The sequence below is a fragment of the Mesorhizobium sp. M1409 genome (assembly GCF_040317535.1).
Classification (GTDB): Bacteria; Pseudomonadota; Alphaproteobacteria; order Rhizobiales; family Rhizobiaceae; genus Mesorhizobium.
This window is the reverse complement of record NZ_JAMYKV010000004.1, coordinates 48,906-74,576: the sequence shown is the minus strand read 5'-3', so window position 1 is coordinate 74,576 and position 25,671 is coordinate 48,906. Positions and strand designations below refer to the sequence as shown.

Annotated in this window: 22 protein-coding genes; 13 read left to right on the top strand and 9 right to left on the bottom strand. The window is 63.9% G+C overall.

Annotated features, from left to right (window positions below):
- Positions 1 to 38: 38 nt before the first annotated feature.
- From thiP to NKG99_RS04965, 3 genes are all read left to right on the top strand, one after another.
- Complete coding sequence (thiP, locus tag NKG99_RS04975; RefSeq protein ID WP_352864832.1) at positions 39 to 1,658, top strand: thiamine/thiamine pyrophosphate ABC transporter permease; 1,620 nt, start codon at positions 39 to 41, stop codon at positions 1,656 to 1,658.
- Positions 1,651 to 2,427 (top strand): thiamine ABC transporter ATP-binding protein, encoded by a 777-nt coding sequence (gene thiQ, locus NKG99_RS04970; protein ID WP_352864830.1) that lies wholly within the window; start codon positions 1,651 to 1,653, stop codon positions 2,425 to 2,427. Before thiP ends, thiQ begins: the two co-directional genes overlap by 8 nt.
- A gap of 260 nt (positions 2,428 to 2,687) precedes the next feature.
- Entirely contained in the window at positions 2,688 to 4,157 is a 1,470-nt protein-coding gene (locus NKG99_RS04965; protein ID WP_352864827.1) for a M48 family metalloprotease, read from the top strand.
- 40 nt (positions 4,158 to 4,197) lie between these two features.
- Here NKG99_RS04965 and NKG99_RS04960 read toward each other — a convergent pair whose 3' ends face one another.
- Positions 4,198 to 5,061 (bottom strand): RNA polymerase factor sigma-32, encoded by an 864-nt coding sequence (locus tag NKG99_RS04960; protein ID WP_352864824.1) that lies wholly within the window; start codon positions 5,059 to 5,061, stop codon positions 4,198 to 4,200.
- A 324-nt stretch (positions 5,062 to 5,385) separates the two neighbouring features.
- On the opposite strand from NKG99_RS04960, the gene NKG99_RS04955 reads away from it, so the two are divergent.
- From NKG99_RS04955 to NKG99_RS04945, 3 genes are all read left to right on the top strand, one after another.
- Positions 5,386 to 6,159: an amino acid ABC transporter substrate-binding protein gene (locus NKG99_RS04955; protein WP_352864821.1), complete on the top strand. Its 774-nt coding sequence runs from the start codon at positions 5,386 to 5,388 to the stop codon at positions 6,157 to 6,159.
- 138 nt (positions 6,160 to 6,297) lie between these two features.
- The gene (locus tag NKG99_RS04950) at positions 6,298 to 6,978 is read left to right on the top strand and encodes an amino acid ABC transporter permease (protein ID WP_352864818.1); all 681 of its coding nucleotides are present in this window, start codon (positions 6,298 to 6,300) and stop codon (positions 6,976 to 6,978) included.
- Positions 6,975 to 7,748: an amino acid ABC transporter ATP-binding protein gene (locus tag NKG99_RS04945; protein ID WP_352864815.1), complete on the top strand. Its 774-nt coding sequence runs from the start codon at positions 6,975 to 6,977 to the stop codon at positions 7,746 to 7,748. Before NKG99_RS04950 ends, NKG99_RS04945 begins: the two co-directional genes overlap by 4 nt.
- Before the next feature lie 87 nt (positions 7,749 to 7,835).
- On the opposite strand, the gene NKG99_RS04940 is transcribed toward NKG99_RS04945, so the two are convergent.
- The 6 genes from NKG99_RS04940 to NKG99_RS04915 all read right to left on the bottom strand — a co-directional run bounded on the left by NKG99_RS04940 (position 7,836) and on the right by NKG99_RS04915 (position 15,940).
- The gene (locus NKG99_RS04940; protein WP_013529179.1) at positions 7,836 to 8,417 is read right to left on the bottom strand and encodes a CarD family transcriptional regulator; all 582 of its coding nucleotides are present in this window, start codon (positions 8,415 to 8,417) and stop codon (positions 7,836 to 7,838) included.
- Between the two features lie 365 nt (positions 8,418 to 8,782).
- Complete coding sequence (gene fdxA / locus NKG99_RS04935; RefSeq protein WP_352864812.1) at positions 8,783 to 9,121, bottom strand: ferredoxin FdxA; 339 nt, start codon at positions 9,119 to 9,121, stop codon at positions 8,783 to 8,785.
- Between the two features lie 234 nt (positions 9,122 to 9,355).
- On the bottom strand, positions 9,356 to 9,742 hold the full coding sequence (locus tag NKG99_RS04930) for an RNA-binding S4 domain-containing protein (RefSeq protein ID WP_352864810.1): 387 nt from the start codon (positions 9,740 to 9,742) through the stop codon (positions 9,356 to 9,358).
- A gap of 15 nt (positions 9,743 to 9,757) precedes the next feature.
- A complete protein-coding gene (locus tag NKG99_RS04925; RefSeq protein WP_352864807.1) occupies positions 9,758 to 13,192 on the bottom strand; it encodes a helicase-related protein in 3,435 nt (1,144 codons plus the stop codon).
- 721 nt (positions 13,193 to 13,913) lie between these two features.
- Entirely contained in the window at positions 13,914 to 14,639 is a 726-nt protein-coding gene (gene phbB, locus NKG99_RS04920) for an acetoacetyl-CoA reductase (protein WP_352864805.1), read from the bottom strand.
- 116 nt (positions 14,640 to 14,755) lie between these two features.
- A complete protein-coding gene (locus tag NKG99_RS04915) occupies positions 14,756 to 15,940 on the bottom strand; it encodes an acetyl-CoA C-acetyltransferase (protein ID WP_352864803.1) in 1,185 nt (394 codons plus the stop codon).
- A gap of 309 nt (positions 15,941 to 16,249) precedes the next feature.
- Here NKG99_RS04915 and phaR point away from each other — a divergent pair, with 309 nt between their 5' ends.
- The gene (gene phaR / locus NKG99_RS04910; RefSeq protein WP_352864801.1) at positions 16,250 to 16,861 is read left to right on the top strand and encodes a polyhydroxyalkanoate synthesis repressor PhaR; all 612 of its coding nucleotides are present in this window, start codon (positions 16,250 to 16,252) and stop codon (positions 16,859 to 16,861) included.
- A gap of 88 nt (positions 16,862 to 16,949) precedes the next feature.
- On the opposite strand, the gene NKG99_RS04905 is transcribed toward phaR, so the two are convergent.
- Positions 16,950 to 18,089: a citrate/2-methylcitrate synthase gene (locus tag NKG99_RS04905; RefSeq protein ID WP_352864799.1), complete on the bottom strand. Its 1,140-nt coding sequence runs from the start codon at positions 18,087 to 18,089 to the stop codon at positions 16,950 to 16,952.
- Between the two features lie 92 nt (positions 18,090 to 18,181).
- On the opposite strand from NKG99_RS04905, the gene NKG99_RS04900 reads away from it, so the two are divergent.
- The 3 genes from NKG99_RS04900 (at position 18,182) to NKG99_RS04890 (ending at position 21,449) form a co-directional block, all read left to right on the top strand.
- Entirely contained in the window at positions 18,182 to 19,270 is a 1,089-nt protein-coding gene (locus NKG99_RS04900) for a citrate synthase/methylcitrate synthase (RefSeq protein ID WP_352864797.1), read from the top strand.
- Between the two features lie 216 nt (positions 19,271 to 19,486).
- The gene (locus NKG99_RS04895) at positions 19,487 to 20,269 is read left to right on the top strand and encodes a 3-hydroxybutyrate dehydrogenase (protein ID WP_502910879.1); all 783 of its coding nucleotides are present in this window, start codon (positions 19,487 to 19,489) and stop codon (positions 20,267 to 20,269) included.
- A 49-nt stretch (positions 20,270 to 20,318) separates the two neighbouring features.
- Positions 20,319 to 21,449 carry a patatin-like phospholipase family protein gene (locus tag NKG99_RS04890; RefSeq protein ID WP_352864794.1) on the top strand — a complete coding sequence of 377 codons (1,131 nt, stop codon included), beginning with the start codon at positions 20,319 to 20,321 and terminating at the stop codon, positions 21,447 to 21,449.
- Between the two features lie 33 nt (positions 21,450 to 21,482).
- Here NKG99_RS04890 and NKG99_RS04885 read toward each other — a convergent pair whose 3' ends face one another.
- A complete protein-coding gene (locus NKG99_RS04885; protein WP_352864791.1) occupies positions 21,483 to 22,079 on the bottom strand; it encodes a helix-turn-helix domain-containing protein in 597 nt (198 codons plus the stop codon).
- Between the two features lie 115 nt (positions 22,080 to 22,194).
- Between NKG99_RS04885 and NKG99_RS04880 the strand changes: the two genes are divergently transcribed.
- Genes NKG99_RS04880 through NKG99_RS04870 form a run of 3 tightly spaced genes read left to right on the top strand, consistent with a single transcriptional unit; the run spans position 22,195 to position 25,537 of the window.
- Complete coding sequence (locus NKG99_RS04880) at positions 22,195 to 22,656, top strand: (2Fe-2S)-binding protein (RefSeq protein WP_352864788.1); 462 nt, start codon at positions 22,195 to 22,197, stop codon at positions 22,654 to 22,656.
- Positions 22,657 to 22,658: 2 nt separating this feature from the next.
- Positions 22,659 to 24,932 (top strand): xanthine dehydrogenase family protein molybdopterin-binding subunit, encoded by a 2,274-nt coding sequence (locus tag NKG99_RS04875; RefSeq protein ID WP_352864786.1) that lies wholly within the window; start codon positions 22,659 to 22,661, stop codon positions 24,930 to 24,932.
- A complete protein-coding gene (locus NKG99_RS04870; protein ID WP_352864783.1) occupies positions 24,929 to 25,537 on the top strand; it encodes a hypothetical protein in 609 nt (202 codons plus the stop codon). The genes NKG99_RS04875 and NKG99_RS04870 overlap by 4 nt, the downstream gene beginning before the upstream one ends.
- The last annotated feature ends 134 nt before the right edge of the window (positions 25,538 to 25,671 follow it).

Below are 25,671 nucleotides of genomic sequence, written 5' to 3'. Positions count from 1 at the left end.
GCGGCCTTCGCTAAGAACCTCAAGTCAGGTGGTCCAGCGTGCAACGCGCGTCTGACCCCCGCATCAGCGCCGGCATCCTCGCGCTCGCCGCAATCGCGCTGCTCATCGGCGGCGCGTTTGCCGGCCTGCTTTTCGAAGGCGGCCACGATCTTTCGGGCGCCTGGGCAGCCTTCGATCCCTATCTGCTGCGCGTCGTGCGCTTCACGCTCTGGCAAGCGGCATTGTCGACGCTCCTCTCCGTCGGGCCGGCGCTGTTTGTCGCGCGGGCGATGTCGCGGCATCCACGCTTCTTCGGCCGCGCCTTCATCCTGCAACTGTTCGCCATACCGTTGGCGCTGCCGGCCATCGTCGCGGCACTCGGCGTGCTGGCGCTTTATGGCCGCGCCGGCTATTTCGCCGGCGTGTTCACGGTGATCGGCGGTGGAAGCTGGTCGGGCATCTACGGCCTGTCGGGCATTCTCGTCGCCCATGTCTTCTTCAACCTGCCGCTGGCGACAAGGCTGTTCCTCGAGTCGCTGCAGACCATACCGGCCGACCAATGGCGGCTGGCGAGCCAGCTCGGCATTGCAGCGCGGCCGGCGTTCAGGCTGATCGAATGGCCAACGCTGCGTGCGGCATTGCCGGGTGTCGCCGGGCTAGTCTTCATGCTTTGCATCACATCCTTCACCATTGTGCTGACGCTCGGTGGCGGGCCAGCAGCGACGACGCTGGAGGTCGGCATCTACCAGGCGCTGCGCTTCGATTTCGATCCCGCGCGGGCGGTGACGCTGACGCTGCTGCAGATCGCCCTGACCTTTATCGTGGTGCTGGCCCTGACGCGGCTGGGCGCCAATGTGGTCGGCGACACCAACCTGCCGGTTGCGCAACGCCGCTATCTCTCGGTCAAGAGGAGCGAGACCTGGCTGAACGCCATGGTCATCGTCTTGGCGCTGCTGTTCGTCGTCGGGCCGATGGCGGCGACGGTGACGGCCGGGTTGGGTGCCGATCTCGGCCGGCTGGCCGGCGAGGCCACCGTGCGGCAGGCGGCTCTGACCAGTGCGGTGCTGGCCTTCCTGTCCGCACTGCTCTCGGTGATGCTATCGCTGGCGTTGACCGTGGCGCGCCGGGCGCTGGCGTTGAACCGCCGGGCTGGCCTCCGGACAATGCTTGAGCATGCCACCGATACAGGCGCCGGCTTCGTCCTGGTCGTGCCGCCCATCGTCGTCGGCGCCGGCTGGTTCCTGTTGCTGCGCCATGTCGGCGATGTCTTCGCCATCGCCCCGGTCATGGTCGTCACCGTCAACGCGGTGATGGCGATGCCGTTCGCCCTACGGGCCGTCCGTCCCACCTATGATGCGGCGAGCGAGCGTCACGAACGGCTCTGTGCACAGCTCGGCATTGCGGGCTGGAACCGGTTGGTGCTGGTCGACTGGCCGTCGCTGCGTCGGCCGCTCGCCACCGCCTTCGCTTTCGCCATGGCCCTGTCGCTCGGCGATCTCGGCGTCATTGCCTTGTTCGGCAGTGATTCCGTGCAGACATTGCCCTACCTTCTCCTGGCGCGCATGGGCAGCTACCGCACCGAGGATGCCGCCGGCCTGGCACTGCTGCTCGGCCTCGTCTGCCTCGCCCTGATCGTGGCGGCGCACTCGCTGGGAAGGGAGAGGGTCCGGGATGCTTGATGGAAAGGCCAGCGGGCTTGAAAAAGGCGCGCCGGTGCGGCTGGACAAGGTGGCGTTCAGCTACGGCGAGACGCCGCTGGTCTTCGATGTCGAGTTCGCCACGTCGAAGATCACCGCGATCATGGGGCCGAGCGGGTCGGGCAAGTCGACGCTGCTCAATCTGGTCGCCGGCTTCGAGATGCCACAGTCGGGCCGCGTGCTGATCGGCGGCGCTGATGTCAGCGCCGAGCCGGCCTCGGTGCGCCCGGTATCGATGGTGTTCCAGGAGAACAACCTCTTCGCCCATCTTTCCGTCGAGCAGAATGTCGGGCTCGGCCGCTCGCCAGCCTTGCGGCTGACCGAAACGGACCGCGCCGCGATCGCCGAGGCGCTTGCGCGAACCGGCCTTGGGGGCAAGGAAAAGCGCCTGCCGCGCGAACTTTCAGGCGGGGAGCGCCAGCGCGTCGCATTGGCCCGCGTTCTGGTGCGCGACCGGCCGGTGCTGCTGCTCGACGAACCCTTCGCCTCGCTCGGGCCCGCTTTGCGCGACGATATGCTGGATATGGTCGCCGCCGTTCATGCCGAGCGGAGCATGACGGTGCTGTTTGTCACCCACCAGCCTGAAGACGCCCGCCGTATCGGCGAACACATGGTGTTTCTCGACAACGGGTTGGTGGCGGCAGTCGGCAAAGCGGATGATTTCTTCACCGGGGCTGGTCCGGAAGCGTTCCGGCGCTATATGGGCGCGAGTGGCGGTGTATCACGAGATATTGCCCGGAAGCGGACATAATTTACGATCAAACCGACTCCAGGCGATGTGGCGCTTGCTTGCCATGACTGGAGGAGTGTGGCTAGGTCCGCCCTACTGGTCCGGCACAGGCCGTGATTTGCCTGCAGCATCCGCCGCTCGTGCCCTAAGGGACGGGCAACGGATGCTGCAGCCGTTTGAGATAGCGCATGACATGTTCCGAAAATCGCCCCCGGTTTTCGTGGTCATGCGCCGGGACCCGAAAGGAAGCCGTTCTGGCGATCGGCGTTGATAGACTACGAATGAATCCGCTGGCGCGTTTTCTTGCGTTGGCCGGCTTTGCCGTGGCGCTGGCGAGCTGCCAGATGTTCATGCCGCCGGAAGTACAGGAGTCCGGCTTCCAGCCTTCCGACAAGCCGATCACGGTCGACAATGTCGGCGCCAACAACAAGCTCGCCGAACTGGCCAAGGCGCAGCACCCGCGCATTCTGGCGACTTATGGCGGTGAATATTCCGATCCCAAGCTTGAGCGCATGGTCGCCAAGGTGGTCGGCAATTTGACCGTGGTGTCGGCCAACCCGACGCAGACCTATCGCATCACCATCCTGAATTCGCCCAACGTCAACGCCTTCGCGCTGCCGGGCGGCTATCTCTACATCACCCGCGGCCTGCTGGCGCTGGCCAATGATTCGGCAGAGCTTGCCGCTGTCATCGCGCATGAGATGGGCCACGTCACCGCCAATCACGGCCTGCAGCGCCAGCAACTCGAGGCCGAGGAAGGCCTGGCGACCAAGGTGGTTTCCGATGTGCTCGGCGGCAGCCCGACCGCCAAGGCGGCGCTGATTCGGGGCAAGCTGAGGCTGGCGCAGTTCTCGCGCAACCAGGAGCTGGAAGCCGACGCCATCGGCATCAAATCGATCGGCGAAGCCGGTTACGATCCTTTCGCCGCCGGCCGCTTCCTGCAGTCGATGTCGGCCTATACGGACTTCCGTTCGATCAGCGGCGCCACCGACGCCAGCCTCGACTTCCTGGCCACGCACCCCAACACGCCGCAGCGCATCGATCTGGCGCAGCGCCTTGCCCGCCAATTCGGCGCGCCCGGCGTCGGTACGCGCGATCGCGATTCCTTCCTCGCCGGCATAGACGGCCTGCTCTATGGCGACACGCCCGAGGAAGGCTATGTGCGCGGCGAAACCTTCATGCATCCGGGCCTCGGCGTATCCTTCTCGGTGCCGCAGGGCTTCATCATCGACAATTCGGCCGCCGCGGTGACCGCAACCGGCCCCGGCGATATGGCGATCCGCTTCGACGGCGTCTCGATCGACAAGAACCGCGCGCTCACCGACTATATCCGCAGCGGCTGGGTGGCCGGCCTCGACGACAGCAGCGTGAGGCAGGAGACGATCAACGGCAACGAGGCGGCGACCGCGCATGCCGGCGCCGAAGGCTGGCAGTTCGACATTGCCGTGATCCGTGCCGGTGGCCAGGTCTACAGGCTGCTGACCGCGGCACCTTCGGCCAGCACCACGTTGGACACCGTGGCGCGTTCGGTCAGCGGCTCGTTCAGCATCCTCAGTGCTGCCGAAAAGGCTGCTTTGAAGCCACTGCACATCCGCGTCGTCACCGTCCAACCGGGCCAGACGATGGGTTCGCTTTCGGCCCAGATGGTTGGCGTCGACCGCAAGCTCGACCTGTTCCGCGTGCTAAATGCGCTGTCGCCGGGTGCCGCGGTTTCCGCCGGCGACAAGGTCAAGATCGTCACCGACAAGTAAGAGCCAGCCGGAAATTCATCCGCTGGACGTCTGTTGCGGATCAGGCGGCGGTCGCCATGAACTCCGGGTTCTGTTTCACCAGCGCGACCTTGAGCTTTTCCATGGCGCGGGCCTCGATCTGGCGGACACGTTCCTTGGAGATGCCGAGGGTTTCGCCGAGCGCTTCGAGTGTCGCGCCCTCGTCGTTCAGCCGACGTTCCTCGATGATCCGGAGCTCCCGCGCGTTGAGCGCGCGTAGCGCCTCCCTAAGCCAGAGCGAGCGGCGCGCGACATCGATCTTGTCGCCGACGATCTCGTCGGGCAGCGGATCGTCCGAGACCAGGAAATCCATGCGCTCGGTCGAACCCGCATCGTCGGCAACCGGCATGTTGAGCGAGGAGTCGGGCGCCGACAGCCGCGAATCCATCATCGCCACATCGGCTTCGGAGACGCCGAGTGCCTCCGACACTTCGCGGTAAAGCGTTGCGTTGGACAGCGGCTCGGTGCCATTCGCCAGTCGCGCGCGCAGACGCCGCAGGTTGAAGAACAGCGCCTTCTGCGCCGAACTGGTGCCGCCGCGCACGATCGACCAGTTGCGCAGGATGTAGTCCTGCATCGAGGCGCGGATCCACCACGTCGCATAGGTCGAAAACCGCACCTCGCGCTCCGGCTCGAAGCGGGCAGCGGCTTCAAGCAGGCCGACGTGGCCCTCCTGGATCAGATCGCCGAGCGGCAGGCCGTAGTGGCGGAATTTGGAAGCCATGGAAATGACCAGCCGCATATGGGCGACGGTGATGCTGTGCAACGCGTTCTGGTCGTTGTCCTCTTTCCAGAGCAATGCCAGCCGGTGCTCTTCGTCACGTTCGAGGTAGGGAGCCTTCATTGCCGCGCGGACCATGATCCGTCCTGCCGTGTCTTCCATCATGAGGCGCTCCCTGGGCGATGCGGATGACTTTGCAAACTCGGCTGGCGCCCGGGTTGAAATGGCGGCGTCGTGCCCTAGAACAGCCAGAACGTGCGGTGTGCGGGAATGGTTCCCTGGTTGTTGCCAGGCGGATCGTGTTGCTCGAACCATGTCCGCACGGGCGGGTAACGACTTCGAGTGCCGCCAAGAAACGCCATTTCGAGAATCTGATTTCAGAAATGTGCCATTTTTGAAATCATGTTCCTTATTTTTTCCGGTTGCATCTGTCAGTTTCCAGCTCTCACAACGTGCCGGATATCAGGCCAAGGACGGGATCACAGAAAAATGAAATGGCTCAAGTCGCTCATCGTCGCCGGAACGCTGCAGGCTCTGGCCGTCACCGCGGGCCATGCCGGCGCCAATCTCGACCAGATCAAGCATGCCGGGGTGATCAAGGTCGGTACGGAAGGCACCTATGCGCCATTCACCTATCATGACACTTCCGGCGCGCTGGTCGGCTTCGATGTCGAGATCGCCAAGGCGATCGGCGACAAGCTCGGTGTCGAGGTGGAGTTCCTCGAAGGCAAGTGGGACGGGCTGATCGCCGGCCTCGACGCCAATCGCTATGACGCTGTGATCAACGAAGTCGGCATCACCGACGCCCGCAAGGCCAAGTACGATTTCTCCGATCCCTACATCGCCTCCAAGGCGGTGCTGATCGTGCGCGGCGACAATACCGACATCAAGACGTTCGCCGATCTCAAGGGCAAGAAGTCGGCGCAGTCGCTGACCTCGAATTTCGGCAAGCTGGCCGAGGCGAACGGCGCCGAATTGGTCGGCACCGATGGCTTCGACCAGTCGATCCAGCTGCTTTTGACCGGCCGTGCCGACGCCACCATCAATGACAGCCTGTCGTTCCTCGACTTCAAGAAGCACAAGCCCGACGCCAATGTAAAGATTGCCGCGCAAGAAGAAAACGCCGACTATTCCGGCGTCATCGTGCGCAAGGGCGATCCGGAACTTGTTGCGGCGATCAACAAGGCACTGGCCGACATAAAGGCCGACGGCACCTATCAGAAGATCGCAGACACCTATTTCGGCCAGGACGTTTCGAAGTAATCCTGTGAGGCGGGCCGGTCTCCCGGCCCACCAGACATATCAAGCGGCGGACCGTCTTTGACCGGCCGCCGCTTTTGTCGTGATATGTCCGACGCATTCACGCCTCGATGAGCCGCCTCGACCATTGGAGAATCTTACGTGACGCACTGGCTGCAACTGATGCTGGAGTCGCTGTCTTCGCTGTTGTGGGCGGCGCTGATCTTCACCGTGCCGCTGACGCTGTTGTCCTTCGCTCTCGGCTTGACGGTCGGCCTGGGTGCCGCGCTCGCCCGGCTGTTTGGACCGAAGCCCCTGGTCGCGCTGGTGCGCTTCTATGTCTGGATTTTTCGCGGCACGCCGCTCCTGGTTCAGCTGTTCCTGATCTTCTACGGCCTGCCGTCGGTCGGCATCCTGCTCGACGCCTTCACGGCGGCGTTGATCGGCTTCACGCTCAACATCGGCGCCTACACGTCGGAAATCATCCGCGCTGCGATAGGCTCGGTGCCGAAGGGCCAGTGGGAGGCAGCCCATTCGATCGGCATGACTTGGAGCCAGGCGATGCGGCGCACGATTCTCCCACAAGCGGGCCGCGTCGCGGTGCCGCCGCTCTCCAATACTTTCATCTCGCTGGTCAAGGATACGTCGCTGGCGGCCGCGATAACCGTGCCGGAAATGTTCCAGGCGGCGCAGCGCATCGTCGCCACCACCTATGAGCCGCTGATCCTCTATGTCGAGGCGGCGATCCTCTATCTGGCGATGAGTTCGGTGCTGTCAGCCTTGCAGACGCGGCTGGAAACCCGGCTCAACCGCTATGGCGGCTTCCTGGAGGCGCGCTCATGATCGGCCTCACCAACATCGAGAAACGCTTCGGCGACAATCTTGTGCTGAAGGGCGTGACGGTCACCATTGCCGAAGGCAGCGTCACGGCGCTGGTCGGGCCGTCGGGCGGGGGAAAAAGCACTCTTCTGCGCTGCATCAACCTCTTGGAGATCCCGACCTCGGGCACGGTGCGCATCGGTGACGAGGCGCTGGAATTCCACCCCGGCGGCAGGGTTCCGTCCAGGGATATCCAGCGCCTGCGGCTGCAGACCGGCATGGTGTTCCAGAACTTCCAGCTGTTTCCGCATCGCACCGCGATCGAAAATGTCATGGAAGGGCTGGTGACGGTGCTGAAATGGCCGCCGGAGAGGGCACGCCAGCGGGCGCTCGCCCTGCTGGAAAAAGTAGGGATGGTGCACAAGGCGGATGCCTGGCCGGCGACACTGTCGGGCGGCCAGCAGCAGCGCGTGGCGATCGCTCGTGCCTTGGCGCCGTCGCCGAAAGTGCTGCTCTGCGACGAGCCGACCTCGGCGCTTGACCCGGAACTGGCGCAAGAGGTGGTCGACGTGCTCGGCAAGCTCGCCAGCGAAGGCACGACCATGGTGATGGCGACGCATGACCTGCGCCTCGCCTCCAAGATCGCCCAGGAAGTGGTGTTCCTCGATGCCGGCGTCATTGTCGAGAAGGGGCCGGCGGAGGTGCTGTTCGGCAATCCGGAGCACCAGCGGACCAAGCGGTTCATTGCGACGCTGAAGCAGGAGGCGATGAAGGAAGCTGGCGGCGAGCCGTAAGCGCGGTCCTCGCTTCAGCCTTATCCTCCCAAAAGCAAAAAACCCGGCGCAAGGCCGGGTTTTTCATGAATTTAAAGGCGGAAAAGCTCAGGCAGCTTCTTCCTGCTCGGCTTCCTCATTGTCGGCCTTGGCGCCACGCTTAGGGCCCTTGTTGAGGTTGACCTCGATCAGGCGCACGGCTTCGGTTTCCGACATGCGGTTGACGGCCGCGATCTCGCGGGCCATGCGGTCGAGCGCCGCCTCGTAGAGCTGGCGTTCGGAATAGGACTGCTCCGGCTGGTTGTCGGCGCGATAGAGGTCGCGCACAACTTCCGAGATCGAGATCAGGTCGCCGGAATTGATCTTCGCATCATATTCCTGGGCGCGGCGCGACCACATGGTGCGCTTGACGCGGGCGCGGCCCTGCACGACCTTCAGCGCGCGCTCGACATAATCCTCTTCCGACAGCTTGCGCATACCGATGGAGGTCGCCTTGGCGACCGGCACCTTCAGGCGCATCTTGTCCTTCGAGAAGTCGATGACGAATAGTTCCAGCTTATGTCCAGCAACTTCCTGCTCGTCGATCGACACGATCTGGCCGACCCCGTGCGCCGGATAGACGATGTACTCGCCGGTCTTGAAACCGTGACGCGCAGCGGTGGACTTCTTCTGCGGGGTGATCGTAGCCATTACGCCCTGAACTCCTTGTTGTGGTACCGGCGTCCTGCCGGCCCGAACTCGCGCGATCGGGGGAGCCGATCGTTTGCCGCACAACAGATGACCCATCGGAAAAACCGGACCGGCAAACGCAATATTGCGGCCGCCTGGCCCAGATCGCTCTGGTCCGAATGGGATTTTCACCTTTCAGTGATTTGGGGCGTCTGCGCCATAAATCGACGTTGTGTCACCGGCATGTTTGGTTGATGTAACACAAAAAGTCGGAAGAATCAAGGTTTTGCTGCATAAGCGAAGGCCACAGGTCAGCGCCGCCTGTCAAGGCGGTTATTGTGACGTGCTTCTTACCCTGCGCAGTACCGGCCTTTGCGGCCGTGTTGTCAATCGCCTTCGCCGGGCTCGGCCGAGAAGTATTTCTCGAACTTGCCGGCCTCGCCGTCGAAGGATTTGGCGTCTGCCGGAGGCTCCTTCTTTGCGGTGATGTTGGGCCATTTATCGGCGTATTCGGTGTTGATCCGCAGCCATTTGTCGAGCCCCGGCTCGGTGTCGGGCTTGATCGCGTCGGCCGGGCATTCCGGCTCGCAAACGCCGCAGTCGATGCACTCGTCGGGATGGATGACGAGCATGTTCTCGCCTTCGTAGAAACAGTCGACCGGACAGACCTCGATGCAGTCCATGTATTTGCATTTGATGCAATTGTCGGTCACGACATAGGTCATCGGTCGGCTCCGGGAGTCCCATTTTGTTGGGCTTTTTCCGTCAGGTAACGCCTTTATCGGCCGCTTGCAAGGGCAGCCATTGCGGCCGGTGCCGGTGTTTCCGGAATGGAATTCCAGACGGCGGGCCCGGCGGAAGTCGGTCATGTCCCGTAGAGCGTCTTGTTTGCTGGGTTCAGTTTTGCCTCAAGCGTGTCGTTGTCCCAAAACAGCCGCGCGTGTTAGGTGCGACAGGCATCAGTCTTCACCAAGCAAGCGGTCGGTCTGGCGGCGTTCCTTCTTGGTCGGGCGGCCGCTGCCGGCCTCGCGCAGCGCCGGTATCGCATCGGCAGGGGCTTCGCCCTTTGGCGCGGGCGGCGGCGAGATATCCTCGTACAGCGTGCGTGCCTCCTCGGCCGGGCCACGCCGCACCCCGGCGCCGAGCACCTTCCAGACGAAGATGCGCCGCTCGAGCGTGATGGTCAGCACGTCGCCGGGCTTGACCAGATCGGAGGCCTGCGCTGCTTTGTCGCGATTGATGCGAACCCGGCCGGCGACCACCAGTTTCGCCGCCAGCGAGCGTGATTTCACCGCGCGCGAGAAGAACAGCCATTTGTCGATGCGTTGGCGGCCTTCGACGACCATCGAGGCGAGCCGAGGCTACTTCTTCAGCTGGTCGCGCAAAGCGGCGAGCTTGGCAAAGGGCGAGTCCGGATCGAAGCGCACCGGGCGCTCCTCGCGCGGCTTCGGCTGGAAAGCGGGCTTGCCGCCTTGCGGACCACCCTTGCCATCCGGCCTGCCGCCCTTCCAGTCGGGACGGCCTTCGCGGCGGTCGGGGCGCTCGCCTTGCGGCCGGCCGTCACGCCGCTGTTCGCCTTCGGCCTGCGGCTTGGGCTTGAACTTCGAGCGATCGAAGCGCGGCTTGCCGGCACCGTCGCGCCGGCCCTCATGGGCCGGACGTTCTCCGGGTGCAGCCGTAGCCGATGCGCCGGCGGCATCCGCGGGCGCATCGCTTCGGCCGCGCGCTTGTCCGTTGCGTGGGCGATTGTTCCTGCGGTTGTCGTCGCGGTTGCGCGGGCGCTGTTCGAAACGACCCTGACGCCACAACAGGATGGGTTTTGGCGCTTCGGCTTCCGGCACAGGTTCGCCGACCGCTGCTTCTGCCGTCGCGGCAGGTTCGTCTGGCGCGGCGTCCGTTACGAGCGCGGCATCCGACGCCAGCTCGGCCGGTGCGGCTTCTTCTGCCGGCGCGGCTTCAATCTCGGGAGTTTCAGCCTCTGCCCGCGGCTCAGCCGGCGCGGGTTCGGCGTTCCCTGCAACAATCTCGGCTACCGGCGCTTCGTCCTGCTCGGTTTCGGCCGGAGTATCCGCCTGTTCTGCCACCTCGGGCACGGCAGGTTCCGCCGCGGCGTCCGCGACGATTTCGGCGGGACTTTCGGCCGCGGTTTCCGAAGCGGCCACTGCGTCCGATGCCGGCTCCGAACCTCCGACCGCTGCTTCCGCGGCCGCATCGGTTGCCGCTGCTTCCGCCGTCTTGGCCTGCTCCGCGCGCGCTGTCTCTTCAGCTGCAAGCTTCGCCGCCGCGGCCTCGCGTGCGGCAATGTCCTGTGCCTCGAGCCGCGCCTTCACTTCAGCCGGCGGCTTCGGCTCGGCACGGTAGCCGAGACCCTTGAGGATTTCTTCCATGTCGTCGGCGGTGGCGCCGAGGATCGACATCATCGGCGGCGTCACCATGAAGGACTGGCCATCATAGGCCCCGTCCGGACGCTGGCCGAGGCCGGGCTTCCAGTTGGTCGCGGGACGGATCAGGTCGGCCAGCCGTTCCAGGATGTCGATACGCACGGCGCGGCGGCCGAGATTGCGGTAGCCCGCCAGCTTGTAGAAGGTCTTGTCGAAGGCTGGGTCGATGACCACGGAGGTGCGGCCGGAGGCGAGGGCGTGAACCACGTCGCCAAAGCCGGGCTTGTCCTTGCCGTCATTCTTCAGCGCCCACAGCAGCGTCACAAGCCCGGCGGGTGCCGGCTTGATCAGCGCCGGCACGAAAACATGGTAGGCGCCGAAGCGCACGCCGAGCCGGCGAAGCGCGGCGCGACCTTCCTGGTCGAGCGACTTCATCTCCTCGGCGATGTCGCGGCGGTTGATGAGGCCGAAATTCTCGACCAGTTGGAAGGCGATGCCACGGCCGATGCCAGAAATCTGGTCGGCATTCTTCAGGTCGACCAGCGGCTTCAGCAGCGACTCGATCTGGAAATTGACGAACCGCTCGGCACGCGCGGCGACCTTGTCGCGCGCCGGGCCGGTCAGCTGTTCGTCGGCCAGCAGCACCAGGCGCGGCTTCAGCGCGTCTTCGCCCGCGACCAGTGTGCCGATCGGCGCGCCGATCCAGCGCAGCGTGCCATCCGAGCCAAGCGCGATGTCGCCATTGGCCGAGGCGCCGAAGCGTTCGGCGCGCGCCTCGAACTCGGCGGCCAGCGCCTTCTGGGCGGCGGTGCGCACCGCCTTGGCGTCTTCACCGCCGGCGGTTTGATCAGCGGTGAAGCGGAACCCTTGCAACTCGCCGACATGGTGGCCTTCGACAAGGACGGTTCCGGTAGGACTAATTTCGGCTTCAGGCATGGTATTTTCTCTAAGGCGCCGCATGAGGACGGAAGTCCTGCGGTCTACGAAGCGTTTCGTCAACCGCTCATGCAGCGCATCCGACAATCTGTCTTCGATTTCGCGCGTCTTTTCCTGCCAGTGTGCCTGATCGGCCAGCCAACCGGGCCGGTTCGACACGAATGTCCAGGTGCGGATCTGGGCAATGCGATGCGACAGCGTGTCGATGTCGCCCTCGGTGGTGTCGGCGCGGCGCACCTGCTCGGCCATGTAATTCTCGTCGACATGGCCATGCCGTGCAAGGTCGGTGTAGATCGAAGCAACGAGGTCTGCATGTTGGGCCGGCGCGATCCTGCGGTAATCGGGCAGTGCGCAGGCTTCCCACAGCAGCGCAACGCGTTTGGCATTGCTGGCAAGAGCGCGGATGTCTTCATCGCGGGACAGATATTCAAGCGCCTGCGCGTCGACCGCGGGCAGCGCGCGCGTCAGCCCTTCGACCGGGGCATTGGTTTCGATCGAGCGCTTCAGCGCATCGAGGCTGGCGAAGTCGAAACGCGCGGTGCGCCATTGCAGCACCTTCGCCGGATCGAAATCATGGCCTTCGATCTTCTTGACCAGTTCCTCATCCAGCGGGTCGACCTGGCCGGTGACGCCAAAGGTGCCGTCGCGCAGGTGCCGACCGGCGCGGCCGGCGATCTGGCCAAGCTCGGCCGCCGTCAGGTTGCGATACTGATAACCATCGAACTTCCGGTTCTGGGCGAAGGCGACGTGATCGAGATCGAGGTTGAGGCCCATGCCGATGGCGTCGGTGGCGATGAGATAGTCGACATCGCCGGACTGAAACAATGCCACTTGGGCGTTGCGGGTGCGCGGGCTTAGCGCGCCGAGCACGACGGCGGCACCGCCCTGTTGGCGGCGGATCAGTTCGGCTATGGCGTAGACCTCGTCGGCCGAGAAGGCGACGATCGCAGTGCGCCGCGGCAGCCGTGTCAGTTTCTTGGGGCCGGCATAGGCAAGATGCGACAGCCTCGGCCGCGTCACCACAGAGACGCCTCTCAGCAGGCGCTGCAAAATGCCGTGCATGGTGGCGGCACCGAGCAGCAACGTTTCCTGGCGGCCGCGCAGATGCAGGATACGGTCGGTGAAGATGTGTCCGCGCTCGAGGTCGCCGGCAAGCTGCACCTCGTCGATGGCGACGAAGGCGGCATCGGTCTCGCGCGGCATGGCCTCGACGGTGCAGACCGAATATTTCGCGCCCGCCGGCTGGATCTTTTCCTCGCCGGTGATCAGCGCGACCTTGTGAGCGCCAACCTTTTCGCAGACGCGGGCATAGACCTCGCGCGCCAGCAGCCTGAGCGGCAGGCCGATGATGCCACTCTCATGAGCCACCATGCGCTCGATGGCGAGATGGGTCTTGCCGGTGTTGGTGGGCCCAAGCACGGCGGTCACGTCGCGGCCAGACAGGATTAGCGGCTCAGTGTGTTTCGGCTGGATGTTCATCGACCCTGGGAATAAGGCTTTCTGGCCTCTGGTTGTCGGGAGCGTGCCTCACGTGGCGCGTATGACAGGCGACACATAGGGATTTCGGGCGCGAAGCGAAAGCGGAATGTTCCACCGCCGGCCAGAAGGTGTTTTTGTCAAACTCTCAATCGGCCGCGGATTAACGGATAGAACGAGTCTGGAACGAATCGGCGACGAATCAGTGACTCGGCCAGATTCAGCTTTTGTTCACGGCTACATGTGGATTTTGCGACCAGGAGTCGCACCACATGCTGAATCGCTGAACTGGCCCGTTTTATGCTAAGAGGGTGCAAGGGGGCGTTGCTGTTAACCTTTGCCGAGAAACGATCATGATGGCTTGGTATGCCTCGCTCAAGCTTATGAAATTGTTGATCTTTCCTAATCCGCGTTAAGGAATTGGCAGGCGATTCCAGCTGTCGCCGTTAACGTTCCGGTCAAAGCCGGAACGAATCGGCGACGAATCAGGATGCCGGAATATTCTTGGTTTGTTCACCCCAATATCTTGTGTTGTGAACAGCTTATCCACCGAGAATCCACAGGCTTGGGAACCGGTTTCGCACAGGGCGGCCAGCCGCTATTAACCTCTGCGTACCGGATTGGGTCAGCACCCGACGAGGGCATGTCGAAAGGATCAGGCCCGGCAACGAAAAAACGGGCCGGCGGGCTGGCCCGTCGGTCTGTCCGCCCGCACCGCCCGTCATCAGACGAAATACTGGCCGCCATTGGCCGTGATGGTCGAGCCGGTGATGAAGCCGGCATCCTCGGAAGCGAGGAAAACGACGCAGCGCGCGATTTCTTCGGGCTCGCCGAGGCGGCCGACGGGGATCTGCGGGATGATCCGCTCGTTGAGCACCTTCTCGTCGATAGCCTTGACCATCTCGGTGGCGATGTAGCCGGGGCAGATGACGTTGACGGTGATGCCCGCGCGCGCCCCCTCTTGAGCCAGAGCTTTGCTGAAACCGATGTCGCCGGCCTTGGCGGCGGAATAGTTGACCTGGCCGGCCTGGCCCTTCTGGCCGTTGATCGAGGAGATCGTGATGACGCGGCCGAACTTGCGGTCGCGCATGCCGCTCCACAGCGGATGCGTCATGTTGAAGACGCCGGACAGGTTGGTGTCGATGACCTCTTTCCACTGTTCGCGCGTGATCTTGTGGAACATGGCGTCTCGGGTGATGCCGGCATTGTTGACCAGCACCGAGACCGGGCCGAGATCGGCCTCGACCTGTTTGATGCCGGTGGTGCAGGCATCATAGTCGGCGACCGACCATTTGTAGACCGGGATACCGGTTTCGGCCTTGAATTTCGCCGCCGCGTCGTCATTGCCGGCGTAGTTCGCGGCAACCGAATAGCCGGCGGTCTTCAATGCGATCGAGATCGCCGCGCCGATACCGCGCGATCCGCCCGTGACGATTGCTACCTTGGTCATAATGTTCCTCCCTTTGGTCGGGAGCGAATAGCGAGTGGCTAATAGCGAGTAGGGATTTGATGTCCCGTCGCGCTGACGCCATTCTTCCCTATTCGCTACTCGCTATTTGCTTTTCTTCAGATTGCCTCCACGCACATGGCGACGCCCATGCCGCCGCCGATGCAGAGCGTAGCGAGGCCCTTCTTGGCGCCACGGCGGCGCATCTCGAAGACCAGCGTGTTGAAGATGCGGGCGCCAGATGCGCCGATCGGGTGGCCGATGGCGATGGCGCCGCCATTGACGTTGACGATCGAGGGATCCCAGCCCATGTCCTTGTTGACGGCGCAGGCTTGCGCCGCAAAGGCTTCATTGGCCTCGATCAGGTCGAGGTCGCCGACCGACCAGCCAGCCTTTTCCAATGCCTTGCGCGAGGCAGGAATAGGTCCGGTGCCCATGATCTGCGGGTCGACGCCGGCGGTTGCCCAGGACACGATACGCGCCAGCGGGGTGATGCCACGTCTCACCGCTTCCGCTTCGCTCATCAGCACAGCACCCGCGGCGCCGTCATTGATGCCGGAGGCGTTGGCGGCGGTCACCGTGCCGTCCTTGTCGAAAGCCGGCCTCAGCTTGGTCATGGCGTCGATCGTGGCACCGTGGCGGATGTATTCGTCCTGGTCGACAATGGTGTCGCCCTTCTTGCCCTTGATAGTGACGGCGACGATCTCGTCCTTGAATTTGCCGGCCTTCTGCGCGGCCTCGGCCTTGTTCTGCGAGGCCAGCGCGAACTGGTCCTGGTCGTCGCGGGTGATCTGGAACTGGCGCGCGACGTTTTCGGCGGTGTTGCCCATGTGATAGCCGTTGAAGGCATCCCACAGTCCGTCCTTGATCATAGTGTCGATCAGCTTGAAGTCGCCCATCTTGACGCCTGCGCGCAGGTGCTGGGCATGCGTCGAAAGCGACATCGATTCCTGGCCGCCCGCGATGATCACCTTAGCGTCGCCGGTGGCGATCTGCTGCATGCCGAGCGCAATGGCGCGCAGACCCGAGCCGCAAACCTGATTCAGGCCCCAGGCGGTGGTTTCCTTGGGCAGGCCGGCATTGATCGATGCCTGGCGGGCCGGGTTCTGACCCTGCGCCGCGGTCAGCACCTGACCGAGGATGACCTCGTCGACCTCGCCTGGTTCGACACCGGCGCGCGACAGCAATTCCCTGATGACGACGGCACCGAGCTCATGTGCCGGGGTGGCGGCGAAGGCGCCGTTGAAGGAGCCGACCGGCGTGCGTGCGGCGCTGGCGACAACGATGGAATTGGCAGAGGTCATTTTCTTCTCCGGACTTCGAGCTGTCGTTTTTTTGGGCGTTGTTGGCGACTTTTCTTGCCCTTTCCATGATCCAAGTCAAACCGGAAATGGGCATGGCGCCCATGCGCCACAAGCGGGTCGTGCCTCGCCGGGGCGGCAGTTCCCTCATTGCTGCGCAGCATATTTTTTGCCCGCTATGCAGCATTTAATGATCCCGCACTGCACAAACTGCTTGGAATTGTGAGGCTTTTGCGCATATCCTCAAAAAAAAGGCACAATCGCTATCGGCGGCTTACTCAGAGGCGCGCCGGTGTCCCCGGGAGGATGTAGATGGCCGCTAAAGACGATCCGATCATCATCAAGAAATATGCCAATCGCCGCCTCTACAACACCGGTACCAGCACCTATGTGACGCTCGAGGACCTCGCCGAGATGGTCAAGAAGGGCGAGGAGTTCACCGTCCAGGACGCCAAGACCGGTGACGACATCACGCATCCGGTGCTGACCCAGATCATCTTCGAGCTGGAGAACAAGGATGGGCAGAACATGCTGCCGATCCCGTTCCTGCGCCAGCTGATCGCCTATTACGGCGACCAGATGCAGATGATCGTGCCGAGCTTCCTCGAGCAGTCGATGCTCGCCTTCTCCAAGGAGCAGGAACGCTTTCGCGAGCAGATGAAGGGTGCGCTCGGCAAGTCGCCGCTGGACATGATGAAAATCACCACGCCGATCAAGGCACTGGAGGAGCAGACGCGCCGCAACATGGAAATGTTCCAGAATGCGATGCGGCTGTTCACGCCGTTTCCGCCCGCGGGCACCGCGCCAGGGGCTGCACCGACGCCCGAGCCGGCCAGGAAGGAAACGCCTGACAAGCCCGACGACCTGCAGGAGTTGAAGGACCAGATCGCGGCCATGCAGCGCAAGCTCGACACGATGTCTTGACGCGTTCGGATCGAAAGATCCGATAGCTGCGGCGCATCGGGTCGCTGCCCGTTCCATCTTTTCCGAAGACCGGTACCCCTTTTCGGCCCTATGGCAGCACTCCCACATAACGGCCGCGCGGCCTGATAAGGCCTCCGCTTGTTATCTGTTCGACCGTGTGCGCGGCCCAGCCGACGCTGCGTGCGAGCGCGAACAAGCGGAACGGTGCATCGCGCGGCAAGCCAAGGTTGCGCGTCAGCGCGGCCAGCCCAAAGTCTATGTTGGGAAGCGCGCCGGTCGCGGCAAGGGCAGCGTCGCGCAGCGACGATAGTGTGCCGTCGACCTCGATCACCGACAGCAGCGCCTCCGCCCGTGGATCGCCGTCGGGATAAAGCTGGTGACCGAACCCCGGCAACGGTCGGTCATGGCTGAGCCAGCGCCGGATCGTCGCATCGGCGCCATGCCGTGCCGCATCCTCGGCCAGTTGCATCACCGCCTCGCCGGCGCCGCCATGGCGAGGGCCTGACAGGGTCGCAAGCCCAGCGAGCAGGCAGGCGGCCAGCGGCGCGCCGGTCGAGGCCGCGACGCGGGCGGCGAAGGTCGACGCGTTCAGTTCGTGATCGGCAAGCAAGACAAGCGCTCGGCGGATCGCATCCGCCCCGCCACCATCCACCGACCAGCGCTGTGCCAGCCGTTGATGGATTGGCTCTAATCCCGCCGACGTGCCCAAGGCACTGGCCAGCACGCCGACCACGTGCGCGGCATCGGCATGCAGCGACGCGGCGCTGCGCCCGAGCGACGGGCGCCCTTGGCCGGCAAGCACCGCAAGTCGCGCAAAGGCCGCGGCCCGGCCAGCTTGATAGGGCTCCTCCAGCAACGGCGCTTCGAAAGCCACCGGTTTGGGCAGAGCCCAGAGCACCGCGGCTGTTTCTTCCAGCGTGGCATTCTCGGAAAGCGCGGCGGCGTCCTGGCCACGATAGACAAGGCGACCGTGCGAGACGGTCGAAATCGCCGTAGCGATCGACGGCTCGCCCCAGGCGATCGAACTTTCGGCGATTGCCGAGGGACTTCTTCCACGTGCCCTCCGCGTTGCCAGCGCCGCTATGTCGTCGGCACGATACTGGCTGCGGCGCGGATCGGCGCGGTCGGGCCGCATGCCGATGCGCCCACGGCTGACATAGGCGTACAGCGTCTGCGCCCGCACCTGGAGACGCTCAAGCGCTTCCTCTCGCGACAGCCACTCGGACATATCGAACTCTCATATTGATTCTATTGATCAAGATTGATGGCGGTGTTGCCCAGCCTTATCTCCAATCGCGAAATGCTTCAAGGAGACAGGCTATGGCGAATGGGCTCGATGACGTTGTGGCGGCGGAAACAGTGCTCTCCGATGTGGATGGTCTTGGCGGCCGTCTGACGATCCGTGGTCATTCGCTGCCGGAATTGGCCGGCCGTTGGAATTATGCCCAGGTGGTTCGGCTGTTGCTGGACGGCTTTTTCGACGATCTTCCCGATGATGCGGAACTGACGCGGGCTCTGGGCCGGGCGCGTGCGGACGTGTTCGAGCTGGTTTTGCCCTCGCTGCCCTTGCTGGCATCGCTCGATGTCTACAGCGCCATGCGCGCCGGCATGGCGCTGCTGCCGGACGGCGACACGCTGACGGACGCCTTGCTGCTGATCGCGGCGCCAGCGGTGCTGACGCCGGCCTTGCTGCGCCTCCGGCGCGGCGAAGAGCCGATCGCGCCGGACAGCCGGGCCGATCACGCCGCCGACATGTTGCGGATGCTGAGCGGCAACGTCGCCTCACCAGGGCTGCCGAAGGCGCTCGACACCTATCTGGTGACGGTCTGCGACCACGGTCTCAATGCATCGACCTTTGCAACACGCGTGGTCGCGTCCACGCAGGCCGGCCTGACATCGTCCGTGCTGGCCGGGCTCGGCGCGCTCAAGGGGCCGCTGCACGGCGGCGCGCCTGGCCCTGTCATCGAGATGCTGGATGCAATCCAGGCGCATGGCGACGCGGCCGGCTGGCTGCGCGCAGAGATCGCGCATGGCAAGCGCATCATGGGCTTCGGGCATCGCATCTACCGCGTGCGCGATCCACGTGCCGATGTGCTGAAGGCGGTGGTGCGGCAACTCGGCAACGAGGGCGAAGCCGGCCGCCGGCTGGCCTTCGCGGAGACGGTGGAGCAAGCGGCGCTCGACGTGCTGCGGGTTGCCAAGCCGTCGCGCTCGCTGCAGACCAATGTCGAGTTCTACACCGCCCTGCTGCTGGAAGCGGCGGGCTTTCCCAGCCAAGCCTTCAGCAATATCTTTGCCGCCGGGCGTGTCGCTGGCTGGATCGCGCATGCGCGCGAGCAGCAGACGACCGGTCGGCTGATCCGGCCGCAGTCGCGTTATGTCGGGCCGGTGCCTGACCTGGTTGCCTGAAGCTTTTTTGGGCTCTGCAGGATTTTTGCAGGAAGGTTGCGCCCGCCGATGGGCGGGGCGGTCCGGTCGATGTTGTCGTGGTGAGCGGCTGTGCCGCCGCTCATGACGAAAATTTCATCTCGCCGAAAATTCTGGCCGCTGTTATTGCGTCGCATCGAGCATATATGCTGCACTGCAACATAGACCTGCTTTTGCCGCAACCAGAGGATTCCGCCCTTGGCCACCAGGAAAACCGCAGTTGTCACCGGCTCCACATCCGGCATTGGCCTGGCCATCGCCCAGGCGCTGGCGGCCGAAGGCCATGACGTCGTCGTCAATTCCTTCTCCGACACGGCAGCCGACCACGCCATCGCCGATGCGATCGCCAAACAGCACGGCGTGAAGACTGCCTACATCAAGGCCGACATGTCGAAACCGGCAGAATGCCGGGCGCTGGTCTCAAAGGCTGCAGAAACGTTCGGGTCGGTCGATATTCTGATCAACAATGCCGGCATCCAGCATGTCGCGCCGGTGGAAGACTTTCCAATCGAGAAATGGGACGCGATTATCGCCATCAACCTGTCTTCGGCGTTCCACACCATCGCGGCAGCGATTCCGCTGATGAAAAAGGCCGGCGGCGGCCGGATCGTCAACATCGCCTCGGCGCATGGGCTGGTCGCGTCGCCATTCAAATCGGCCTATGTCGCGGCCAAGCACGGCATATTAGGGCTGACCAAGACGGTCGCGCTCGAACTGGCGCGTGACAAGATCACCTGCAATGCCATCTGCCCCGGCTACGTGCTGACGCCGCTGGTCGAGGCGCAGATCCCCGACCAGATGAAAGCTCACGAGATGGACCGCGCGACCGTCATCCGCGAGGTCATGCTGGACAAGCAGCCGACGAAGGAATTCGTCACGGTCGAGCAGATCGCGGCAGCGGCGGTGTTCCTGTGTTCGGACGCGGCGGCGCAGGTTAACGGCACGCATCTGTCGGTCGACGGCGGCTGGACCGCCGCGTGAGGCCCAGAATTTTCGCATCTACCAAACGGGACAGACCGAGGACGACGCCATGACCAAAAACGGCAAGGCGGAGGAGACGAAGAAGATCAATATCGCACTTCAGGGCGGCGGCTCGCACGGGGCCTTTTCCTGGGGTGTGCTCGACCGGCTGCTGGAGGACGGCAGGCTGGAGATATCAGCGGTGTCAGGTACCAGTGCCGGCGCCATGAACGCGGTGGCGCTGGCCGACGGTTTTGTCCGTGGCGGGGTCGATGGCGCACGCCAGAAGCTCGATGATTTCTGGCGCGCGGTGGCGGCGAAGGGCCGGTTCAGCCCGGTGCAGCGCATGCCGTGGGATGTCGCCTGGGGCAATTGGTCGATCGAGAACACGCCGGGCTATGTCTTTTTCGACACCATGTCGCGGGTGTTCTCGCCCTATGCCGCCAACCCGCTGGGCCTCAATCCTCTGCGCGACGTCGTCGCGCGGGAGATCGATTTTAGGAATGTCCGCGCCTGCAAGTCGATGGAGCTGTTCATTTCGGCGACCAATGTCGAAACCGGACAGCTGCGCGTCTTTTCCGACGGCGAGATCGACCTCGACACGGTGATGGCTTCGGCCTGCCTGCCCCAACTGTTCCGCGCCGTCGAGATCAAGGGCGTGCCCTATTGGGACGGCGGCTATGGCGGCAATCCGGCGCTCTATCCGTTCTTCAAGACGGCGGCGACCGAGGACGTGCTGCTGGTGCAGATCAATCCGGTGGTGCGGGAGGGAACACCAAGGAGCGCCAATGAGATCCAGAACCGCATCGACGAGATCACCTTCAACGCCGGGCTGTTGCGCGAATTCCGTTCGATTGCCTTCGTCAAGGAACTGATCGCCGCCGGCCGTCTGCCGCATGGCGAATACCGCGACATCCGCATGCACCGTATCGATGCCGACGAGGCGTTCAAGGACCTGTCGGCATCATCGAAGGTCAATGCCGAATGGGCGTTCCTGACCTATCTGCGCGATCTCGGCCGCACCGCCGCGACCGATTGGCTGGAAGAGAATTACGACGCCGTCGGCAAGCACCCGACACTCGATCTCTCGGGCGAACTCGATGACGGCTTCAAGCCGGTGCGCGGTCCCGCACCTGGCCGGCGGGTCAAGGAATTCCTTGCTGCGCGCAAAAATCCGGAGGTGGTTCGCCGTCGGGCGTGAACGGCCAATCGATGTTCATCGATTGGCTCGCGATCATGCTTTCAGAGTGAGTTCGATCACCCTGATCAGGGCGGCGGCCGCTTGCCGCTGTCCCTGGGGATCGCTGATCCGCGCCTTCATGCCTTCCAGCCCGTCGAGCAGCATGTCGGCAAGCAGTTGCGTCGACAGGCCCCTGGCCGCCAGATCGACGCCGTTCCCGGCTGCTTCGCCCTCGATCGCGGCGGCGATATGTTTGCCAAGCCCGCCGCGCCAGCAGCCCACCAGATCGCCAAGGTTCGATTTCATGTCCAGCAGTTCTGCGCCGTGCGGCGAGGCAACGACGGCGCCCATCATCGAGATGAATGCCTCGTCGATGGCTCGCATCATGCGCTCGGTGAAAGCGCCGTCGCCGGCCAGAGCCAGCTTTGCCGCCTCGACCGAGCGCGACAGGATCATCATGGCGATGGCGCGGAAAATGTCGGTCTTGTTCTTGAACAGGAGATAGAGCGCCGGCCGCGACATGTCGGCGGCGCGGGCGATGTCGTCCATGGTGGTGCGGGAGAAGCCATAAGCCAAAAACATCTTCATCGCCCCATCCAGGATACGGACGCGTTTGGGGTCGGCGGTGGCGATGTTTTCGATCTGATTCATGGAGCAATTCTATCCTGCGAGATCTTTATTGACAAAATGACGTAATTTGTCAATCTGTATCGGACGAAGCGGACGCTTCGCCCTTGGGCAGTGGACGACAACAAAGGGTATCCCCATGCGCCTCACCGTCGACGGACAATCATTCGATATCAACGCCGATCCGGACATGCCGCTGCTATGGGCGCTGCGCGATCTCATCGGCAAGACCGGACCCAAATTCGGCTGCGGCATTGCCGCCTGCGGCGCCTGCACGGTTCATGTCGGCGGTCAGCCGGTGCGTTCCTGTTCGCTTCCGGTTGGCCAGGTCAGCGGCGCTGTCACCACCATTGAAGGCATCGGCACGGCGGGCAGACTGCATCCGGTGCAGCAGGCATGGCTGGAGGAACAGGTCGCGCAATGCGGCTATTGTCAGGCCGGCCAGATCATGAGCGCGGTGGCGCTGCTTGACGAGGTCGCCGACCCGAGCGACGCCGACATCGACAACGCCATGGGCGGCAATCTCTGCCGCTGCGGCACCTATCCGAGGATCCGCTCGGCCATCAAGAAGGCCGCGGCGCTCAAGACGGCGGGGCTCTGACCATGGCCAGTGTCGGAAAGATCGCCCGCCGCACGTTCCTGATGGGCGCGGTCGCTGTCGCGGGCGGCGTTGCCGTCGGTTACTACTATTATCGCAAGCCTTTTGCGAACCCGCTCGAGGCCGATCTCGGCAAGGGCGAGGCGACCTTCAACCCCTATGTGAAGATCGGCGCCGACAACACCATCACCATCGTGGCGCCGCGCGCCGAGATGGGGCAAGGCATTTCGACGACGCTTGCCGTCATGGTCGCCGAAGAACTCGATGTCGGCCTCGATCGGGTCAAGGTCGAACACGGGCCGGCCTCCCATGCCTATTACAACGCCGCGATCCTCGAAGAGGGCGGCCCGTTCGCCTTCTTCGACGAAAGCATGACCGCGCAAGCGGTGCGCTCGGGCCTCGGCGTGGTCGGCAAGTTCCTTGCCCTGCAGGGCACGGGTGGTTCGTCTTCGACACGGGATGGCTTTGACAAGATGCGGCAAGCGGGTGCCGCCGCCCGGCAGATGCTGATCGCTGCCGCGGCGCAAAAACTGGGTGTCGCCGCCGCCGATCTGGAAACGGCCGACGGTTCGATCCTGCACAAGGCGTCCGGCAAGTCTCTGACCTATGGCGCGGTCGCCGCGGCGGCCGCCGCGATGGCGCCGCCGGCCGAAGTCAAACTCAAGGACCGGGCCGACTGGAAACTGCTGGGAAAACCGCAGAAGCGCATCGACATGCTGGCCAAGGTCACCGGGGCGCCGATCTTCGGCATCGATATCCGGCTGCCCGACATGCTCTACGGCACGGTCAAGATGAGCCCGCGCTTCTGGTCGAGGTCGGTCAAGGCGGACCTCTCCAGGGCCGAGAAAATGCCCGGCGTGATCAAGATCGTGCCGCTCGAGACGAATTACGGCCATGGCTTCGGCATCATCGCCGACAACACATGGACGGCGTTCAAGGCTGCCGAGGCGATCGACGCCGAGTGGTCAGATCCCGAATATCCGATCAGCAGCGCCGCCGTATCCGATGTGCTGAAGCAGGCGCTTGGCACCAAGGGTTCGGTGATGCGCGACAATGGCGATGTCGACAGCGCCTTTGCCGATGCGCCGCGCGAAAGGATCGTCGAGGCCGACTATGCCGTGCCCTATCTGGCGCACGCGACGATGGAGCCGATGAACGCGACGGCGCAGCTCAAGGATGGTGCCCTCGCCATCTGGTGCGGCAATCAGGCGCCGACCCTGGTGCGGCAGCTTTGCGCCAATCAACTCGGCATCGAGCAGGACAAGGTCACCGTGCACACCACCTTCCTCGGCGGCGGCTTCGGCCGGCGCATCGAGATGGACTATGCGCTCTATGCGGCGCTGATGGCCAAGGAAGCGGGCGGGCGTCCAGTCAAGGTGACCTGGACACGTGAAGAAGACATGCGCCACGACGCCTATCGACCGGCCGCTATCGGCAAGTTCCAGGCGCGGCTCGGCGACGATGGCACGCCGGTCGCCGTCGACATGAGGATGGCCTCGCCATCGGTGATTGCCGGCACGCTGCGTCGGCTGTTCCCCTCGATATCGCCGCTCGGTCCCGACAAGACCATTGTCGATGGCGCCTATGACCAGCCCTACAGCATCCCGAATTACCGGGTCAGCGGTATCGCGGCGCCCGTCTCCATCCCTGTCGGTTCCTGGCGCTCGGTCGGCAGTTCGGTCAACGGTTTCTTCCATGAGGGGTTCATGGACGAGATCGCCGCTGCTGGGAAAGTCGATCCGGTCGAGATGCGCAAGAGACTGATGGCTGCCTATCCCTCGGCGGTGAAGGTGGTGGAGAAAGTCGCCGCGATGGCGAAATGGGGCGAAGCGCTACCAGCCGGCAAGGCCAAGGGCATGGCCTTCACGCTGTCCTTCGGCAGCTGGGTCGGCGAGATCGTCCAGGTGGCGGATACGCCAGCCGGCATCCGTATCGAGAAGGTGTGGATCGCCGCCGATGTCGGCACCGCGCTCGATCCTGGCATCATCGAGGCGCAGCTGATTTCCGCCGCCATCTACGGTCTTTCGGCAGCGATGGGCCAGGAGATCACCTTCGCCGACGGCATGGTCGAACAGTCGAACTTCCACGATTTCGATGCCATGCGGATCTTCCAATGCCCGGTCTTCGAAGTCGCCATCCTGGAAAACTTTCACAAGATGGGTGGCGTCGGCGAGGTCGGCACACCGCCGGCGGCACCAGCTTTGGCCAACGCCATCTTCGCGTTGACCGGCAAACGCATCCGCACGCTGCCGCTGTCGAAAACGGTGGCCTTCGCATGAAGAAGCTCCTCATCATGCTGACGCCTGCTGCCATGCTTGTCCTGGCGGTGCCGTTCGCGATCGCGCAAGAGAGCCAGACGCCGGCGCCGGCGTTGGCCGACGCCGCAAAAAGCCTGGCCGAATGGGACAAGGTCTATGCGGTGTTCTCGCATCCACGCTGCGCCGGCTGTCATGTCGCGGACGACCGGCCGCGCTGGTCCGGCGCGCATTATGGCGGCACGCGCGTTCACGCCTTCAATGTCCAGCGCGGTGCCGACGGGTCTGGCTTCGGCAATCCGGGCTTGCGTTGCACGACATGCCATTTCTCCAGCAATTCCAGTATTTTGCATGGGCCGCCCGGGGCCGAGAACTGGCATCTGGCACCGACCGAGATGGCCTGGTTCGGAAAGTCCTCGCCGGAAATCTGCACGCAGATCAAGGATCCCGCCCGCAATGGCGGGCGCAGCCTGCAGGCTGTGGCGCTGCATGTGCGCGACGACAAATTGGTTGCCTGGGGCTGGGCCCCCGGTGGAGATCGCGAGTCGGCGCCAGGCTCGGCGGAAGAGACATACGAGGCGATCGAAAACTGGATAGCGGCGGGCGCATCTTGTCCGGTGGCGCAATGATCTTGCAACTTTCGGACTATATTGCGGTACAACTTTGATGTAGAAGCACGCTTCGCCGATCACGGCAAATTGAACACGGCTTGGCGCGCACCCATATCGGCGACGCGCCCGCGTTATGAGGACGCCGGCCGAAC

Excerpts from the sequence above, each read along its gene's own strand:
- NKG99_RS04875 (WP_352864786.1), top strand. The coding sequence starts at position 22,659 with ATGGCCAGTGTCGGAAAGATCGCCCGCCGCACGTTCCTGATGGGCGCG.
- NKG99_RS04940 (WP_013529179.1), bottom strand. The coding sequence starts at position 8,417 with ATGGCTACGATCACCCCGCAGAAGAAGTCCACCGCTGCGCGTCACGGT.
- NKG99_RS04880 (WP_352864788.1), top strand. The coding sequence starts at position 22,195 with ATGCGCCTCACCGTCGACGGACAATCATTCGATATCAACGCCGATCCG.
- NKG99_RS04890 (WP_352864794.1), top strand. The coding sequence starts at position 20,319 with ATGACCAAAAACGGCAAGGCGGAGGAGACGAAGAAGATCAATATCGCA.
- NKG99_RS04955 (WP_352864821.1), top strand. The coding sequence starts at position 5,386 with ATGAAATGGCTCAAGTCGCTCATCGTCGCCGGAACGCTGCAGGCTCTG.
- NKG99_RS04870 (WP_352864783.1), top strand. The coding sequence starts at position 24,929 with ATGAAGAAGCTCCTCATCATGCTGACGCCTGCTGCCATGCTTGTCCTG.
- NKG99_RS04925 (WP_352864807.1), bottom strand. The coding sequence starts at position 13,192 with ATGAACATCCAGCCGAAACACACTGAGCCGCTAATCCTGTCTGGCCGC.
- fdxA (WP_352864812.1), bottom strand. The coding sequence starts at position 9,121 with ATGACCTATGTCGTGACCGACAATTGCATCAAATGCAAATACATGGAC.
- NKG99_RS04905 (WP_352864799.1), bottom strand. The coding sequence starts at position 18,089 with ATGTCCGAGTGGCTGTCGCGAGAGGAAGCGCTTGAGCGTCTCCAGGTG.
- NKG99_RS04900 (WP_352864797.1), top strand. The coding sequence starts at position 18,182 with ATGGCGAATGGGCTCGATGACGTTGTGGCGGCGGAAACAGTGCTCTCC.
- NKG99_RS04945 (WP_352864815.1), top strand. The coding sequence starts at position 6,975 with ATGATCGGCCTCACCAACATCGAGAAACGCTTCGGCGACAATCTTGTG.
- NKG99_RS04930 (WP_352864810.1), bottom strand. The coding sequence starts at position 9,742 with ATGGTCGTCGAAGGCCGCCAACGCATCGACAAATGGCTGTTCTTCTCG.
- NKG99_RS04885 (WP_352864791.1), bottom strand. The coding sequence starts at position 22,079 with ATGAATCAGATCGAAAACATCGCCACCGCCGACCCCAAACGCGTCCGT.
- NKG99_RS04965 (WP_352864827.1), top strand. The coding sequence starts at position 2,688 with ATGAATCCGCTGGCGCGTTTTCTTGCGTTGGCCGGCTTTGCCGTGGCG.
- phbB (WP_352864805.1), bottom strand. The coding sequence starts at position 14,639 with ATGACCAAGGTAGCAATCGTCACGGGCGGATCGCGCGGTATCGGCGCG.
- NKG99_RS04960 (WP_352864824.1), bottom strand. The coding sequence starts at position 5,061 with ATGATGGAAGACACGGCAGGACGGATCATGGTCCGCGCGGCAATGAAG.
- NKG99_RS04915 (WP_352864803.1), bottom strand. The coding sequence starts at position 15,940 with ATGACCTCTGCCAATTCCATCGTTGTCGCCAGCGCCGCACGCACGCCG.
- thiQ (WP_352864830.1), top strand. The coding sequence starts at position 1,651 with ATGCTTGATGGAAAGGCCAGCGGGCTTGAAAAAGGCGCGCCGGTGCGG.
- phaR (WP_352864801.1), top strand. The coding sequence starts at position 16,250 with ATGGCCGCTAAAGACGATCCGATCATCATCAAGAAATATGCCAATCGC.